The organism is Mycobacterium sp. E3298 (genome assembly GCF_001666895.1).
In the GTDB taxonomy this organism is placed as follows: domain Bacteria; phylum Actinomycetota; class Actinomycetes; order Mycobacteriales; family Mycobacteriaceae; genus Mycobacterium.
In genome coordinates, this window is sequence record NZ_LZJB01000373.1 from 25,699 (window position 1) to 41,735 (window position 16,037).

The following is a 16,037-nucleotide window of genomic DNA, read 5'->3' on the forward strand; positions in this document are numbered from 1 at the left end:
TACGGCCCGAAACGGTACTCTCCCTGCAAGCCTGACCCGGCTAAACTACCGGAGAAACTCCGACCGGACGTGACCGTTCCAGTGTCGTCTTGACCTCGAAGGCCATTTTCTTGCCCGCCACCCGACGGCGGTGTGTCATTTTCGCCAGATTGAGCTTGGCCAGCTGCCAGGCCGCCACGCCGGTCGGCTCGGCATGCAGGAAGTAGTGCAGCACAACCCCGTCCAGTGACGGCTCCAGCCAGATCTCCATGGTGCCGGTCAGCGCGCCGGTGATCGCCCACCGGATGCCTTTGTCGGCCCGGTCCTCGACGACCTGCAGCCGCAGGTCCGGCCACCAGCGACGCCAGCACGACCGGTCGGCGACCGCGGCCCCGACCCGCGCACCGTCGGCGGCGATGAACGTCTCGTCCGCGATCTGGATGCTGTTCACCACCCCAGCTTCACACAGCTCTCCCGAGGCCCCGCAGACTGCCACCATTCCTGCATGAACGCGCGGATTAGGCTGGACCACAACCAGCCGTCCCCCCGGACCGTCAGCCAAGCCAAAAAACGAGGTCAGTAAGAGTGCGTGAGTACAGTGTCCCCGCCCGTTTCACCGTCGGCGAGCACGACAACATCGCGGCCATGGTCTTCGAGCACGAGCGATCAGATCCCGGCTTCGTCATCTTCCGCCGTCAGGTCGACGGCGTCTGGACCGACGTCACCTGCGCCGAGGTGGCCACACAGGTTCGCTCCGCGGCGCTGGGCCTGATCGGCCTCGGCGTGCAGGCCGGCGACCGGGTCTCCATCTTCTCGGCCACCCGCTACGAGTGGGCGATCATCGACCTCGCGATCCTGTCCGTGGGCGCCGTCACGGTGCCGATCTACGAGACGTCGTCGGCCGAACAGGTGCGCTGGGTGCTGCAGGACTCCGAGGCGGTGCTGGCCTTCGCCGAAACCGACGCGCACGCCGCGATGGTCACCGAACTCACCGCCGAGCTGCCCGCGCTGCGCCGCGTGCTGCACATCGACGGGTCGGGCCCCAAGGCACTCGACCAGCTCGCGGAGGCCGGCGCGTCGGTGGAGCCCGCCGAGCTCACCGCCCGCCAGGAGGCGCTGCGCGCCGACGACCCGGCGACGCTGATCTACACCTCCGGCACCACCGGACGGCCCAAGGGCTGCCAGCTCACCCACTCCAACCTGCTGTACGAGACGCGGGGCGCCAAGGAGTGCCTGCCGACGCTGCTGGACGAGGGTCAGCGGCTGCTGATCTTCCTGCCGCTGGCCCACGTGCTGGCGCGCTCGCTGACACTTTCGGCGTTCGCCAACAAGGTGACCGTCGGGTTCACCAGCGACATCAAGAACCTGCTGCCGATGTTCGCCGTGTTCAAGCCGACGGTCGTGGTGTCGGTACCGCGGGTGTTCGAGAAGGTCTACAACACCGCCGAGCAGAGCGCGGTCAACGACGGCAAGGGACGCATCTTCGCCGCCGCCGTCCAGACCGCGGTCGACTGGAGCCAGGCGCAGGACCGCGGGCGCACCGGGCTGGTGCTACGCGCCAAGCACGCGCTGTTCGACCGGCTGGTCTATCACAAGCTGCGCGCCGCGCTGGGCGGGGAATGCCACGCGTCGGTCTCGGGCGGCGCCCCGCTGGGCGCGCGGCTGGGCCACTTCTACCGTGGCGTCGGGCTGACCATCCACGAGGGCTACGGCCTGACGGAGACCAGCTCGGCCATCACGGTCAACCAGGTCGGCAACGTGCGGATCGGGACGGTCGGAACGTTGTTGCCGGGCAACAGCATACGCATCGCCGAGGACGGCGAACTGCTGGTCCGCGGCGGCGTGGTGTTCAGCGGCTACTGGCGCAACGAGCAGGCCACCAACGACGCGTTCACCGACGGCTGGTTCAGGACGGGTGACCTCGGCGCGCTCGACGAGGACGGCTTCCTGAAGATCACCGGCCGCAAGAAGGAGATCATCGTGACCGCCGGCGGCAAGAACGTCGCCCCGGCGGTGCTCGAGGACCAGCTGCGGGCGCACGCGCTGATCAGCCAGGCCATGGTGGTGGGCGACGCCAAGCCGTTCATCGGCGCGCTGATCACCATCGACCCCGAGGCGTTCGGCGCGTGGAAGGAGCGCAACCACAAGGCGGCCGGCGCGTCGGTGGCCGACCTGGTCAACGACCCCGACCTGGTCGCCGAGGTGGACGCCGCCGTCAAGCACGCCAATCAGTCCGTGTCGCACGCCGAGTCCATCCGCAAATTCCGCATCCTGCCGGTCGATTTCACCGAGGACACCGGTGAGCTGACGCCGACGATGAAGGTCAAGCGCAACGTGGTGGCCGAGAAGTTCGCCTCCGACATCGACTGGATCTACGAAAAGGAATAGCTAGCCGCGCCCGGCAGCGGTGGGCGACCATCCCGTTCTCTCCGGTTCGAGGTGGCGCACTGCGGACCGCCACCGCTTGCGAGCGTCACGCCAGCATGACGGGGGGCGTCGAGCGTCACGCCAGCGTGACGCTCGAGCGGCTAGGCGCGCAAAAGCTCGGCCAGCCGGGCGGCGAGCGTGTCCCACCGCCAGTGGGCCTGCACCCACTCGCGTCCGGCCGCCCCCATTGCCGCGGCCCGGTCCGGATCGCCGAGTACCTCGGTGACGGCGTCGGCGACGGCGTCCGGCGACCGTCCATCGACCACCAAGCCAGTCTTGTTGTGCTGCACGGCTTCCGGTGCCCCGCCGGAGTCGCCGGCGATCACCGGCTTGCCGGTCGCGGACGCCTCGAGGAACACGATGCCCAGGCCCTCGACGTCCATGCCGGCGCCGCGGGTGCGGCACGGCATCGCGAAGACGTCGGCCAGCGCATGGTGGGCGGGCAGTTCGGCGGCCGGCACACCCCCGGTGAACGTCACGTGCTCGGCGACCCCGCAGTCGCGGGCCAGCTTTCGCAGCGAGTCCAGGTAGGGACCGCCGCCGACGATCACCAGGGCCGCGCCGTCTACGCGTTGCCCGATCGACGGCAGCGCCTTGATCAGGGTGTCCTGGCCCTTGCGCGGCACCAGCCGGGACACGCACACGACCGTCGGCCGCTGGCCCAGCCGATACCGGTCGCGCAGCTCGGCGCCGGCCGCCGGGTCGGGCCGGAACCGGTCGGTGTTGACCCCGGGCGGCAGGTATTCCAGCGAGGCTTTGGGTCCGAACGCCGGCGCGAACCGGGCGCGGGTGTAGCGGCTGACGAACGTGACGACGTCGGTGGTGTCGCCGATGCGGCGAAGCACCGACCGGGCGACCGGGAGCATCGACCAGCCGACCTCGTGGCCGTGCGTGCTGGCCACCACCCGGGTCGCGCCGGCCTGGCGCGCGCGCGACGCCAGCAACGCCAGCGGCGCCGCCGCCCCGAACCAGACGGTGTCGATGTCGTTCTCGGCGATCAGCCGGCGCATCCGAGCGTCCACCGCCGGTCCCGGCAGCATCAGCGTGCCCGGGTGACGGAACACCCGGTAACCGGCCGCCCCGGCCGACTCGTCGAAGGCGTCGGCGCCCTTCCACTGCGGCGCGTACACCGTCACCGAATGCAGCCGGGCATCGACCAGCCGTCCGACGAAGTCGTTCAGGTAGGACTGGATCCCGCCCGGCCGGGGCGGAAAGTCGTTGGTAACCAGCAGGACCCGACTCACCGCGTCAGGCTAGCCTGCGCGCGCACCCGGGCCGTGCGGGGCATCTCCTCAGCCCGGGTGGGTCAGCCAGTCGTGCCAGCGCGCGAGCAGGCCGGCCGAGTCGGTCGCCAGGACGTCGTGGACGGCGGCGGGCACGTCGGTGCGGCGGACACCGCAGACGGCCAGATACAGGTCGCGCAGCTTGGCCGCGCCGTAGGTGTCGGCGACGAAACGCGCGAACCACCAGGCCCGGTCGTAGGCGAGCGAGCGCTGCGACCCGGGCGCGTCCAGGTCGGCGTCCGAGGGCAACGTCAGCGGCACCGGCAACGCGTCGGCGGACACCGGCGTGCGGGGCCGGGCGACGAAGTCGGCCACGCCCTCGGCCAGCCATCGGGGCGCGTCCGCGGCGGTCTCCGCCCGAGCGGCGTAGTGAAAAAGCTCGTGCGCCAACACGATTCGGAGCGCCCCCTCGGTCATGGTGGCCGCGCCTGGCGCAAAGACGATCCGCTCACCCACCGCCGCCCGGTGCGCCGGATCGAGGCGGTCGGCAACCGTTATCGCCGCGATGTCCACCCACTGCGCCGCCGGTCCCCCGCCGGCGTCGGCGCGAAACTCCTCGTCGGTGCGGGCCGCGACCAGCGAGATGTCGCGCGACCATTGCACGCCCCAGAACCCCTCGACGGCGTCGATCGCGGCGCCGGCGTCGGAGGCCAGCCGTGACAGCAGACGATCACTGGCCGGGCCGCCGAAACCGGCCAGCCGAACGGTGCGGTCACCGACGGCCAGCGACTTCGTCGTGGCGCTCGCCTGGGTGCGCGTCGGCGTGACCAGCTGCGCCGGCCGGATCCCGACACCGCGTCCGGCTTCGAGCGGCACGGCCGCCGCGACGATGAGCTCGACCAGGAATACCCAGGCCAGCAGCAGCGTGAGCCGACGGGCGGGGCCTCTAGTAGCGGCGGGCGTCGTGGACCGGGCCTGCGGCATTCATCGGCACCACCCGCACCGGCTGGCCGTAGGTGGAGGAATGGATCACCATGCCGTCACCGACGTAGAGGCCGCTGTGTGACGCGTCGTTGTAGAAGGTGATCACGTCCCCGGGCTGCAGGTCCGACAGCGCCACCGGTTGGCCGCCTGTGGCCTGCGCCTGGCTGGAGTGGGGCAGCGAAATGCCGGCCTGCTGGAACGCCCACATCACCAGCCCGGAGCAGTCGAACCCGCCGGGCGCGGCACCGCCCCACACATAGGGCGAGCCGACCTGGGTCAGCGCCGCCTGCACGACGGTCGCGCGGTCACCGCCGCCGAACGGCCCGGGCATTCCGCCGGGGGGCGGCGCCTCACCGGGTGCCTGCCCCGCGGGCGGCGGCGCGCCCGGGGGCGCGGCCCCCGGCGCGGGCGCGCCGGGTGCCGGGAGACCGGCCGGGATGGGCCCGGGATCGGCGAGCGCCGTGCGCTGCTCGGGCGACAGCGAGACGTACTGCGACTTGACGACCGCGATCTGCACCTGCAGCTGACTTTGCTTGGACTGCAGGCTCGCGCGCACTGCGGCGGCCTGCTCGGCCGCGCTCTTGGCGTCGGCGGCGGACTTGGCGGAATCCCGCTCGGCCTTGGCGGCCTGCTCGCCGGCGACCCGGAAGTTCGTCATCTGGTCGGCCATCTGCGTCGCCATCTGGCGCTGCATGGCCAGCTTGTCGATCAGCCCCTGCGGCGACCCGGCGGTCAACATGGCCGTCATGCCGTCCACGCGGCCGCCCATGTAGGTCGCGGCGGCGAGCTTGTTGACGGCGCTCTGGTAGGACGCCAACCGGGCCCTGGCCGCATCGACGGCGGCCTGGGCGTCGTCGTGCTTCTTCTCCGCCGCACGCTCGGCCACCAACTTGTCGTTCAGGTCGAGCTGCGCGCTGTGCATCGCCTCGGTGGTCTGCTCGGCCTGGCGGGACAACTCGTTGAGTTTCGCCAGCGCGTCGTCGGCCGGGTCGGCCGAGACGTGCGCAGCAAGGACACCCGTTAACACAGTGAAGCCCGCTAGCGTCCCGATGGCAGTTCGTGTGAGGACACGCGCAAACGGGTATCTAGAGTCAAGCCTCAAGATTTTGCTTCCTTAAACGGCCACCGACGCGCCCTCGCGCCGTCGAGCTGGTTTAGGTCTCAAACAGGTTACGAAACGATATCGACGTTTGTCCAAAGCGAGCGGTTAAGAAATTGGATAGATTTCTGTCATTATCGTGTGAACGACGCTGACCCCCTCGTAAGCCTTTGGCACACAAAGCATCCTAGGCGACGCCCGAATCGTGCTCGCGGCGGATGGGCACCAGCCGCAATCGCGGCGCCAGGCCGACATCGGCGAGCACCGCCAATGCAGCGCATTCGTCTTCCAACAAAGTTTCCGGGACCCCGAGTATCACGCTGACTACGCAATCGCGGCACCCGGGCCCGCGCACCGCGCAGTCGTCGCAGTCGATCACCACCGGGGCGCCCGCATCCGGCGCCTTCGCGCCGTAGCCGTCGGGTCTGCTGCTTCGTGCCATCGGGATCGGTCCTCTCGGTCGGGCTGGGTGAACGTCAGGTCGGACTGTCCGAACGGTAACCGCAGCCACCGACAACCAGCCGGCACCGCGTTTCGGCTGGCAACAGGCTCGACTCGCCCCGGCGTGGGAGCCGCGCGGGTGTCGGTGGTCGCGCTTAACCTCGCGGCCATGGGTGCCGGTGGTGCGACTCAGCTCAGCTTCGCCGACTTGGGGTCGCCCTTTGCCACCGCCGACGCCCCGCTGCGCGACACCACATTCGTGGTGGTGGACCTGGAAACCACCGGCGGCCGCACCAAGGGCACGGACGGAAGCGCCCCCGACGCCATCACCGAGATCGGCGCGGTCAAGGTTCGCGGCGGCGTGGTGCTCGGCGAGTTTGCCACGCTCGTCGACCCGGAACGCAGCATCCCGCCGCAGGTCGTGCAGCTGACCGGCATCACCACCGCGATGGTGTCCGACGCTCCGAGGATCGACGCGGTGTTGCCGATGTTCCTCGAGTTCGCCGGGGACGCGGTGCTGGTCGCGCACAACGCCGGGTTCGACATCGGGTTCCTGCGCGCCGCGGCGGCGCGGTGCGACATCGCCTGGCCCCGACCGCGGGTGCTGTGCACGGTGCGGCTGGCCCGCCGGGTGCTCAGCCGCGAGGAAGCCCCCAGCGTGCGGCTGGCCGCCCTGGCGCGGCTGTTCGCCGTCGCCACACAGCCCACCCACCGCGCCCTCGACGACGCGCGCGCCACCGTCGACGTGCTGCACGCCCTCATCGAGCGGGTGGGCAATCAGGGCGTGCACACCTACGCCGACCTGCGCGCCTACCTGCCGGACGTGACGCCGGCCCAGCGGCGCAAGCGGGTCCTCGCCGAGGGCCTGCCCCGCCGGCCTGGCGTCTACCTGTTCCGCGGGCCGTCGGGCGAGGTGCTCTACGTCGGCACCGCCGTCGACCTGCGCCGCCGGGTCGGCCAGTACTTCACCGGCGCGGACCCGCGCGGCCGGATGAAGGAGATGGTCAACCTGGCCACCTCGGTCGACCACGTCGAGTGCGCCCACGCCCTGGAGGCCGGCGTCCGCGAACTGCGGCTGCTGGCCGCGCACGCCCCGCCCTACAACCGCCGGTCGCGGTTCCCGCACCGATGGTGGTGGGTGGCGCTCACCGACGAGGCGTTCCCGCGGCTCGCGGTGGTGCGGGCGCCCCGCCATGACCGCGCCGTCGGCCCGTTCCGCTCGCGTGCCGACGCCGCCGACACGGCCGCCCTGCTGGCCCGCTTCACCGGGCTGCGGACCTGCACCGCCCGGCTGGGGCGCTCGGTCCTGCACGGCCCGGCCTGCGCCGAGGTCGAGGTCTCGCCGTGCCCCGCGGCGCGCGGCGTCACGGCGACCCAATACGCCGCGGCCGTCGCGCACGCCACCGCCTTGATCGACGGCCTGAAGAATGCCGCCCTGGCCGCCGCCGTGGACCAGGTCGCGGCGCTGGCCGAGCGCCGCCACTTCGAGAGCGCCGCCCGCCTGCGCGACCGCACCGCCACAGCCGTCGAGACCCTGTGGCGCGGCCAGCGGCTGCGCGCCCTGGCCGCGCTGCCCGAGCTGATCGCGGCCGCGCCCGACGGACAGGGCGGCTACCACCTCGCCGTCGTCCGGCACGGCCAGCTCGCGGCGGCGGGCTCCGCCCGGCGCGGGGTGCCCCCGATGCCGGTGGTCGACGCGATTGTGGCTGGGGCACAAGCGATTCTGCCGAGCCCGGCCCCGCTCGGCGGTGCGCTGGTGGAGGAGTCCGCCCTCATCGCGCGCTGGCTGGCCGGCCCGGGGGTGCGCATCGTCCGCGTCGACGACTCCCCCGACGCGGCGGGGTGGGCGTCACCGTTGCGCTCCGCCGGCGGGTGGGCGGCGTGGGCGGCCTCGGCGCGCTCGGCCCGGTTGGCGTACGAGCAAGCGGCCCAACGTGATTCAGACCTGCTGGCCGAACCGCACCCATCGCGCCAGCAGCTGTTCGGCCGCACCGGAATCGATCGCCGCGCCGGCGCGCCGCAGCCCGTCCTCCCACGCCGGCAACCATTCAGCGCGGCTGGATAGCCCGGCGTGCGCGACGATCGCACCGGCGGCGTTGAGCACGACGGCGTCCCGGACCGGGCCCTTTCCGCCGGCCAGCACCGCGCGCACCTCCGCCGCGTTGGCTTGCGCGTCGCCGCCCAGCAGATCGCCCAGATCGGCTCGGGCGAAACCGAAGCCGGCCGGATCGAAGGTCAGCCTGTCCACCGTGCCGGCCTGCACGCGCCAAATCGTGCTGGTGGTGGTCGTGGTCAGCTCGTCGAGCCCGTCGTCGCCGTGCACCACCAGCACGCTGGACCGGCGACCGGCGAACACCCCCGCCATCACCTCGGCCAGGTCGGCGAATGCGCAGCCGATCAAGCCCGCCCGCGGCCTGGCCGGATTGGTAAGCGGCCCAAGAAGATTGAACACCGTCGGCACGCCGATCTCGCGGCGCGCCGCGGACGCGTGCCGGTACGACGGGTGAAACAGCGGCGCGAAGCAGAACCCGATGCCCACCTCCGCGAGGCTCCGCGCGACCTGCTCGGGTTCGAGCTCGATGCGCACCCCGAGCGCCTCCAGCGTGTCGGCGCCGCCGGCGAGCGACGACGACGCGCGGTTGCCGTGTTTGACCACCGGCACGCCCGCGGCGGCGACCACGATCGCCGCCATGGTGGACAAGTTGAAGGTGTTGGCGCCGTCACCACCGGTTCCGACGATGTCGACGGCACCGGAGGCGATGTCGCGCACGCCCGCGGGCAGCGGGCGGGCGTGGCTCAGCATGACCTCGGCCAGCTCGCTGACCTCGGCCGAGGTGGGCACCTTCATCTTCATCGCCACCGCGAAGGCGGCGACCTGGGCCGGGCTCGCGTCGCCGGACATGATCTGGGCCATGGCCCAGGCTGCCTGGCCGCGGGGCAGATCGTGGCGGTCGGTCAACCGGCCCAGGATCCGCGGCCACGACGGCGCCGTTCCCGCCGCGCCCGCGGCGGAACCCCCGAGGGATGAAGCCTCAGATGACAGAGCCACGCGCCGATGGTCCCACGAGGACCGAACCTCCCCCAACCGTCGCATACGGCCGCCCGCTCCCGCCGTGGTCGCGACGCGAAAACATCAAATGCCGCCCCGGGTGGAGTTCAACAACTACAAAGCGTCATACTTGCGGATGTGACCAGCGCTGTAGGGACCTCAGGTACTGCAATCACGTCGCGGGTTCATTCGTTGAATCGACCCAACATGGTCAGTGTCGGCACCATCGTTTGGCTCTCCAGCGAGCTGATGTTCTTTGCCGGCCTGTTCGCGATGTACTTCACCGCGCGTGCGCAGTCGGGCGGAAAGTGGCCGCCGCCGCCGACCGAACTCAACCTCTATCAGGCCGTACCGGTGACGCTGGTGCTGATCGCGTCGTCGTTCACCTGCCAGATGGGCGTGTTCGCGGCCGAACGCGGCGACGTCTTCGGGCTGCGCCGGTGGTACGTGATCACCTTCCTGATGGGCCTGTTCTTCGTTTGCGGGCAGGGCTACGAGTACTACCACCTGGCCACCCACGGCACGACGATTCCGGGCAGCGCCTACGGCAGCGTCTTCTACCTGGCGACCGGTTTCCACGGGCTGCACGTCACCGGCGGTCTGATCGCGTTCATCTTCCTGCTGGCCCGCACCGCGATGAGCAAGTTCACTCCGGCGCAGGCCACCGCGAGCATCGTCGTGTCCTACTACTGGCATTTCGTCGACATCGTGTGGATCGCGCTGTTCACCGTGATCTATTTCATCCGATGAGCCGACGGCTCCGAATAACGGAATGAACAGGAGTGCTCGGTTGAAGAAGCTGGGGTCCATGCGAAACCGGAAGCCGCGAAAAGCAGCGAGTGATCGCTCCCGGCGGCGGCTGCGCCGCCGCTTGTCCGGCGGGCTGCTGCTGCTGATCGCGCTGACCATCGCCGGCGGGCTGGCGGCCGTGCTGACGCCGCGCCCGCAGGTGGCCGTCGCCGACGAGTCGTCCTCGGCGCTGCTGCGGACCGGCAAGCAGCTGTTCGAGACGTCGTGCGTCTCTTGCCACGGCGCCAACCTGCAGGGCGTGCCCGACCGCGGCCCCAGCCTGATCGGGGTCGGCGAGGAGGCCGTCTACTTCCAGGTGTCCACCGGCCGGATGCCCGCGATGACGGGCGAGGCCCAGGCGCCGCGCAAGGAGCCGATCTTCGACGAGGCGCAGGTCGACGCCCTGGGCGCCTACGTGCAGGCCAACGGCGGCGGCCCGACCACGGTGCGCAACCCCGACGGCAGCCTGGCCATGAAGTCGCTGCGCGGCGAGGACCTGGGCCGCGGCGGTGACTTGTTCCGGCTGAACTGCTCCTCCTGCCACAACTTCACCGGCAAGGGCGGGGCGCTGTCGTCGGGCAAGTACGCGCCGCCGCTCGAGCCGGCCAACGAGCAGCAGATCCTGGCGGCGATGCGGACCGGCCCGCAGAACATGCCGAAGTTCTCCGACGGCCAGCTGTCCTTCGAAGCCAAGAAGGACATCATCGGCTACATCAAGGCGGTCACCGAGGAGCGCCAGCCCGGCGGCTACGGCCTCGGCGGCTTCGGGCCCGCGCCCGAGGGCATGGCGGCGTGGATCATCGGGATGGTCGCCGCCATCGGTTTGGCACTGTGGATTGGGGCACGAGCATCATGAGCGAAAAGGACGTTCGCGGCTCCGACACCGGCGGAACCGCCCATGGTGTCGGCGAGAGGGAACCCGACGACGCCGCGCTGGCGGCCATGTCGCGCGACGAGCTGGTGGCGCTGGGCGGCAAGCTCGACGGCGTCGAGACGATCGTCAAGGAACCCCGCTGGCCCGTCGAGGGCACCAAGGCCGAGAAGCGCGCCGAGCGTGGGGTCGCCCTGTGGCTGCTGCTCGGCGGCGGCTTCGGCCTGGCGCTGCTGCTGGTCTTCCTGTTCTGGCCGTGGGAGTACAAGCCCAAGAGCGCCGCGGGCAGCCTGCTCTACGACCTGGCCACCCCGCTGTACGGGCTGACCTTCGGGATGTCGATCCTGTCGATCGCGATCGGCACCATCCTCTACCAGAAACGGTTTATCCCGGAAGAGATTTCGATCCAGCAGCGCCACGACGGCGCCTCGCGGGACGTCGACCGCAAGACGGTGGTAGCGAACCTGACCGACGCCCTGGAGGGCTCGACCGTCCGCCGCCGCAAGGTGATCGGGGCGTCGCTGGGGCTGGGCCTCGGCGCGTTCGGCCTGTCGACCCTGGTGGCCTTCGCCGGCGGCCTGATCAAGAACCCGTGGAAACCGGTGGTGCCCACCGCAAACGGGAAGAAGGCGGTGCTGTGGACGTCCGGGTGGACCCCGCGGTACGCGGGCGAGACCATCTTCCTCGCGCGGGCCACCGGCTCCGCAGGCGCGTCGCCGTTCATCAAGATGCGGCCCGAAGACCTCGACGCAGGCGGCATGGAGACCGTGTTCCCGTGGCGGGAATCCGACGGTGACGGCACCACGCCGGAATCGCAGGAGAAGCTGCGGGCGATCAACCAGGGCGTCCGAAACCCCGTGATGCTCATCCGGATCCGGCCCACGGACATGCCGCGGGTGGTCAAGCGCCAGGGCCAGGAGAGCTTCAACTTCGGCGAGTTGTTCGCCTACACCAAGGTCTGCTCGCACCTCGGTTGCCCCGCGTCGCTGTACGAGGAGCAGTCCTACCGAATCCTGTGCCCCTGCCACCAGTCGCAGTTCGACGCCCTGCACTTCGCCAAGCCGATCTTCGGCCCGGCGGCCCGTGCGCTGGCGCAACTGCCCATCACGATCGACTCCAACGGGTATCTGGTCGCCAACGGTGACTTCGTCGAACCCGTCGGACCGGCATTCTGGGAGAGGACGACAACATGAGTCCCAAACTGAGTCCCCCGAAACCGCCGAAGATCGGCGATGTTCTGGCCCGTCAGGGCGAGGACATCGACACTCGCTATCACCCCTCGGCGGCGGTGCGCAGGCAGCTGAACAAGGTCTTCCCGACGCACTGGTCGTTCCTGTTGGGTGAGATCGCGATGTACAGCTTCATCGTGCTGCTGCTCACCGGCGTGTACCTGACGCTGTTCTTCGACCCGTCCATGGCCGAGGTCACCTACAACGGCGCCTACCAGCCGCTGCGCGGCGTGGACATGTCCAAGGCGTTCGCCTCGACCCTGGACATCTCGTTCGAGGTGCGTGGCGGCCTGTTCGTTCGGCAGGTACACCACTGGGCCGCTTTGATTTTCGCCGCCTCCATCATGGTCCACCTGGCCCGCATCTTCTTCACCGGCGCGTTCCGGCGGCCCCGCGAGGCGAACTGGGTGATCGGCTCGCTGCTGCTGATCCTGGCGATGTTCGAGGGGTACTTCGGCTACTCGCTGCCCGACGACCTGTTGTCGGGTATCGGCCTGCGCGCCGCGCTGTCCTCGATCACGCTCGGGATGCCGGTGATCGGCACCTGGCTGCACTGGGCGCTGTTCGGCGGCGACTTCCCCTGCGGCGGCATCGGCAACGAGTGCGCGACGGTGGGCACCATCATCCCGCGGATGTACGCGCTGCACATCCTGCTGCTCCCCGGGATCATCCTGGCGCTGATCGGGCTGCACCTCGCGATGGTCTGGTTCCAGAAGCACACCCAGTTCCCCGGCCCGGGCCGCACGGAGCAGAACGTCGTGGGCGTGCGCGTGATGCCGATCTTCGCGGTGAAATCCGGCGCGTTCTTCGCCGCGATCGTGGGCGTGCTCGGACTGATGGGTGGGCTGTTGCAGATCAACCCGATCTGGAACCTGGGCCCCTACAAGCCATCTCACGTCTCCGCCGGCTCACAGCCCGACTTTTACATGATGTGGACCGAGGGCCTGGCGCGTATCTGGCCGCCGTGGGAGTTCTACTTCTGGCACCACACCATCCCGGCGCCCGTCTGGGTGGCGCTGCTGATGGGCCTGATCTTCGTCCTGCTGATCGTCTACCCCTTCTTGGAGAAGCGGTTCAGCGGCGACTACGCCCACCACAACCTGCTGCAGCGGCCGCGTGACGCCCCGGTGCGCACCGCGATCGGTGCGATGGCGATCGCGTTCTACATGGTGCTGACGCTCAGCGCGATGAACGACATCATCGCGTTGAAGTTCCAGATCTCGCTGAACGCGACGACCTGGATCGGCCGCATCGGAATGGTGGTCCTGCCGCCGGTGGTCTACTTCATCGCCTACCGGTGGTGCGTGGCGCTGCAGCGCAGCGACCGGGAGGTGCTGGCGCACGGCATCGAGACGGGCATCATCAAGCGGCTGCCGCATGGCGCGTACATCGAGCTGCATCAGCCGCTCGGCCCGGTCGACGACCACGGCCACCCGCTACCGCTCGAGTATCAGGGCGCGGCACTGCCGAAGCGGATGAACAAGCTGGGCTCGGCGGGTTCACCCGGGCACGGCAGCTTCCTGTTCGCCGACCCGGTGTCGGAGGATGCGGCGCTGCGCGAGGCGGCACACAGCTCGGAGCAACGCGCCCTCACCGCCCTGCGCGAGCACCAGGAGAGCACCGTCGGTTCAAACGGCAAGAACGGCGAGCACCACTAGCCTCGCGCTGGTTCGGTGACAGCCGTGCCGCACTGTTGGTGCGCGGCCCGCAGGATGGAGCCGGCGGTCAGAAACGCCGGCTTCACCTGGTCGCGCGCCTCGACGGGTAGGTCGGCCGCGCAGCGCAACACCATCAGGGCGAGCGCGCTGTAGGTCGCGTACGGGATGACCAGCAGGTTGACGCGTGCGTCGGCCCCGATGACGGTCATCACGTGCTGACGTTTCCGTTCCCATCCGGACCAGTTCAGGTCGGGCGGCCGCTGCAGCGGTGGCCAGTTGACGTTGATGGACTCGACCTCCCCAAGCAACGGGGTCAGGACGGCGATCAGCTCGGGCAACTCGTTGGTGATGCGGTCCGCGCGTGGCCACCACGCGCCGTCGATCGCCCGCCCGAGCTCACGCCCCACCGACAGCCGGACGGGGTTGGCTCGACGTCGGCGTTCCGGCGCGCTCATCGACGGGCTCGGCGGTCGTGGCCGGTTGTGGCATCCACGGGCGGTTTCCTTCACGTCGGCGTCGTTCGCCCCGGCGGGCGCGGGGCGGACGGAGGAATCGCATTGCCCGTGGGTGGCACCCGCACCGATCGCACGGACCACCGCTGACAACGAAACGGCTCGCCGTCGACGCTACGCCCCCGGTGACCTGTCGGGACGGCCAGGGTGACCCCACCGACGCCGGAATCGCCCCGGTGTCGCGGCAACCGGCTCGGCCCCGCCGGTCCACTAGAGTTGTGGGTGCCTGACCGTGGCGCTGTCCTGGTGAGCGGGGGGCCGAAACGGTGAGGACGGGCGTAATGGCAATACAGGACTGGGCCGACGCGCCAGAGATCCATCCCTCGAAGATCCGCGTCGGTGACATCATCGGCACGCTGCGTCCCACGCAGCTGCGCTACACCGTCAAGATGATCAGCGGACCGCAGACGACCCCGCGGCGCTGGACGTTCTTCGGCCGCGACGCCAACGGCGCGCAACACACCGGCACCTTCGGCGAGGACGAATCGGTTCGCCGGTACGGCAAGGCGTCCTGACCGGCGCCTACCCCGCGTCGACGACCCGGCGCAGCTGGCGAACGTGCAGCCATTCGATCGCCGGCATCCCGGCGGTGACGACACCGGCGACTGCGTACGCGGCCCAGGACGGGCCGTCGTGGCCCACGGCCATCAGGTAGGTGGCCGTCGCCACCGCGACCAGCGCCCCGCCCAGCGCGGTCACCAACAGCACGGTGCCGCGCAACCAGACCCGATCGACGGTCTCACCCGACCAGTCGGAATCTCCCGCCGGAGCCGGCGCCTGGGGCCGCGGTTGCCGCGCCCGCTCGGCCGCGGTGCGCGGCGCCTGCGACATCAGCCGCACCGGCGGCCTGCTGGGCGCGGTCATCCCCCGGGCGGCCGGGTCGGTCTGGGCCATCCGGCGCGCCCGTATCAGCATCGGAATCGCCCCGGCGATGATCAGCGCGGACACGATGATCACGGCATACAGCACCCACGAGGTGGAATGCGTGTTGCTGGCCGCCTTGTGAAAGCCGCGGCCCAAGTCCGCCAGCGCGACGGTCGCGGCCACGCTCACCCCCAGCAACACCAGCCAGACCGCCGCGCACGCACCGATCAGGATGCGGTCGATCACGTCCGGCGAAATGGTGTCGTCGCCGCGGCGGTACGCCGAATACCTGCTGACCATCAGCAGCTCGTCTGCGGTGCGTCGTTGGTGTTCGACGAGAGGACCGTTCCGTCGCTCGTCGTGATCGAGCAGTTGAGCCGGCTGACCCGGAAGAGGCTGGACGCCTCGACGGAGCCCACGTCGGACTGCGAGATCGGCGTGACCGTCATCGACCACGGGATGTACACGTTGTGCTGCGTACGCCGCCGCCCGGACGCGTCGACGTAGGTCACCGAGATGATGTCCCCGGGCGCCTTGGTGCCGGTGACCGAGTAGGTCACCTGCCGCGGGCCGGCCGGGGTGGTCGGCGCCGGGGGCGCCGCGGCGGTCGAGGTGGCCGGCGGCGGCGCGGGCGGCGGCGTCGGCGGTGGCGGCGGCGGTGCAGGCGTCACCGTCACGGTCTGTGTCTCCGTTGCTGTCGGGGGCGGCGGTTCGGTCGTGGGCGGTGGCGGCGGAGGAGGCGGCGGTGGCGGCGGCTTGGTGGTCGTGATCTCGTCTTGCAACGGCGGCGTCGACGGCGCGGTCGTGGTGGTGTTGGGGTTGGCCAGCTTGGTGGTGTAGGTGCGCGCGGAAAGCAGCGCCAACGCCACCACGAGCGCGGTTTGGGCCACAATAGCCGCGACCCCGACCCCG

At 70.4% G+C, this 16,037-nt stretch carries 15 protein-coding genes and 1 pseudogene; 7 read left to right on the top strand and 9 right to left on the bottom strand.

The window, feature by feature from the left end; translation table 11 throughout:
* Positions 1-40: 40 nt before the first annotated feature.
* The gene (locus A9X05_RS17205; protein WP_067758671.1) at positions 41-430 is read right to left on the bottom strand and encodes a polyketide cyclase / dehydrase and lipid transport; all 390 of its coding nucleotides are present in this window, start codon (positions 428-430) and stop codon (positions 41-43) included.
* Positions 431-564: 134 nt separating this feature from the next.
* On the opposite strand from A9X05_RS17205, the gene A9X05_RS17210 reads away from it, so the two are divergent.
* Positions 565-2,367, top strand: a complete 1,803-nt coding sequence (locus tag A9X05_RS17210) for a long-chain fatty acid--CoA ligase (protein WP_067782944.1) — start codon at positions 565-567, stop codon at positions 2,365-2,367.
* Between the two features lie 140 nt (positions 2,368-2,507).
* Here the strand turns inward: A9X05_RS17210 and pimB are convergent, their stop codons facing one another.
* From pimB to A9X05_RS17230, 4 genes are all read right to left on the bottom strand, one after another.
* A complete protein-coding gene (gene pimB, locus A9X05_RS17215) occupies positions 2,508-3,650 on the bottom strand; it encodes a GDP-mannose-dependent alpha-(1-6)-phosphatidylinositol monomannoside mannosyltransferase (protein WP_067758516.1) in 1,143 nt (380 codons plus the stop codon).
* Positions 3,651-3,698: 48 nt separating this feature from the next.
* Entirely contained in the window at positions 3,699-4,550 is an 852-nt protein-coding gene (locus A9X05_RS17220; RefSeq protein WP_067758668.1) for a hypothetical protein, read from the bottom strand.
* 25 nt (positions 4,551-4,575) lie between these two features.
* Positions 4,576-5,715 carry a peptidoglycan hydrolase RipC gene (gene ripC / locus A9X05_RS17225; RefSeq protein ID WP_067782947.1) on the bottom strand — a complete coding sequence of 380 codons (1,140 nt, stop codon included), beginning with the start codon at positions 5,713-5,715 and terminating at the stop codon, positions 4,576-4,578.
* Positions 5,716-5,899: 184 nt separating this feature from the next.
* Complete coding sequence (locus A9X05_RS17230; RefSeq protein WP_067758511.1) at positions 5,900-6,154, bottom strand: hypothetical protein; 255 nt, start codon at positions 6,152-6,154, stop codon at positions 5,900-5,902.
* A 168-nt stretch (positions 6,155-6,322) separates the two neighbouring features.
* On the opposite strand from A9X05_RS17230, the pseudogene A9X05_RS17235 reads away from it, so the two are divergent.
* Positions 6,323-8,155, top strand: a pseudogene (locus A9X05_RS17235) (DEDD exonuclease domain-containing protein); the annotation flags it as partial.
* Here A9X05_RS17235 and trpD read toward each other — a convergent pair.
* On the bottom strand, positions 8,093-9,202 hold the full coding sequence (gene trpD, locus A9X05_RS29875; RefSeq protein ID WP_231968675.1) for an anthranilate phosphoribosyltransferase: 1,110 nt from the start codon (positions 9,200-9,202) through the stop codon (positions 8,093-8,095). The pseudogene A9X05_RS17235 and the gene trpD overlap by 63 nt on opposite strands.
* A 138-nt stretch (positions 9,203-9,340) precedes the next feature.
* On the opposite strand from trpD, the gene A9X05_RS17250 reads away from it, so the two are divergent.
* Genes A9X05_RS17250 through A9X05_RS17265 form a run of 4 tightly spaced genes read left to right on the top strand, consistent with a single transcriptional unit; the run spans position 9,341 to position 13,749 of the window.
* Positions 9,341-9,952 carry a heme-copper oxidase subunit III gene (locus A9X05_RS17250; RefSeq protein WP_067274561.1) on the top strand — a complete coding sequence of 204 codons (612 nt, stop codon included), beginning with the start codon at positions 9,341-9,343 and terminating at the stop codon, positions 9,950-9,952.
* 58 nt (positions 9,953-10,010) lie between these two features.
* Positions 10,011-10,847, top strand: coding sequence for a c-type cytochrome (locus A9X05_RS17255; protein ID WP_156670195.1), 837 nt, complete (start codon positions 10,011-10,013; stop codon positions 10,845-10,847).
* On the top strand, positions 10,844-12,055 hold the full coding sequence (locus A9X05_RS17260) for a ubiquinol-cytochrome c reductase iron-sulfur subunit (RefSeq protein ID WP_067758505.1): 1,212 nt from the start codon (positions 10,844-10,846) through the stop codon (positions 12,053-12,055). The genes A9X05_RS17255 and A9X05_RS17260 overlap by 4 nt, the downstream gene beginning before the upstream one ends.
* Positions 12,052-13,749 (top strand): cytochrome bc complex cytochrome b subunit, encoded by a 1,698-nt coding sequence (locus tag A9X05_RS17265; RefSeq protein ID WP_067758502.1) that lies wholly within the window; start codon positions 12,052-12,054, stop codon positions 13,747-13,749. Before A9X05_RS17260 ends, A9X05_RS17265 begins: the two co-directional genes overlap by 4 nt.
* Here A9X05_RS17265 and A9X05_RS17270 read toward each other — a convergent pair.
* Positions 13,746-14,204: a DUF5994 family protein gene (locus A9X05_RS17270; protein ID WP_067758662.1), complete on the bottom strand. Its 459-nt coding sequence runs from the start codon at positions 14,202-14,204 to the stop codon at positions 13,746-13,748. The genes A9X05_RS17265 and A9X05_RS17270 overlap by 4 nt on opposite strands.
* Positions 14,205-14,542: 338 nt before the next feature.
* On the opposite strand from A9X05_RS17270, the gene A9X05_RS17275 reads away from it, so the two are divergent.
* Positions 14,543-14,776, top strand: a complete 234-nt coding sequence (locus A9X05_RS17275) for a hypothetical protein (protein WP_067758499.1) — start codon at positions 14,543-14,545, stop codon at positions 14,774-14,776.
* A 7-nt stretch (positions 14,777-14,783) separates the two neighbouring features.
* Here A9X05_RS17275 and A9X05_RS17280 read toward each other — a convergent pair whose 3' ends face one another.
* Together A9X05_RS17280 and A9X05_RS17285 are read right to left on the bottom strand one after the other, a co-directional pair.
* Positions 14,784-15,425, bottom strand: coding sequence for a DUF2561 family protein (locus A9X05_RS17280; RefSeq protein WP_067758496.1), 642 nt, complete (start codon positions 15,423-15,425; stop codon positions 14,784-14,786).
* On the bottom strand, positions 15,425-16,037 hold a 613-nt coding region (locus A9X05_RS17285; RefSeq protein ID WP_231978423.1), incomplete at its 5' end, for an MmpS family transport accessory protein. The genes A9X05_RS17280 and A9X05_RS17285, both read right to left, overlap by 1 nt.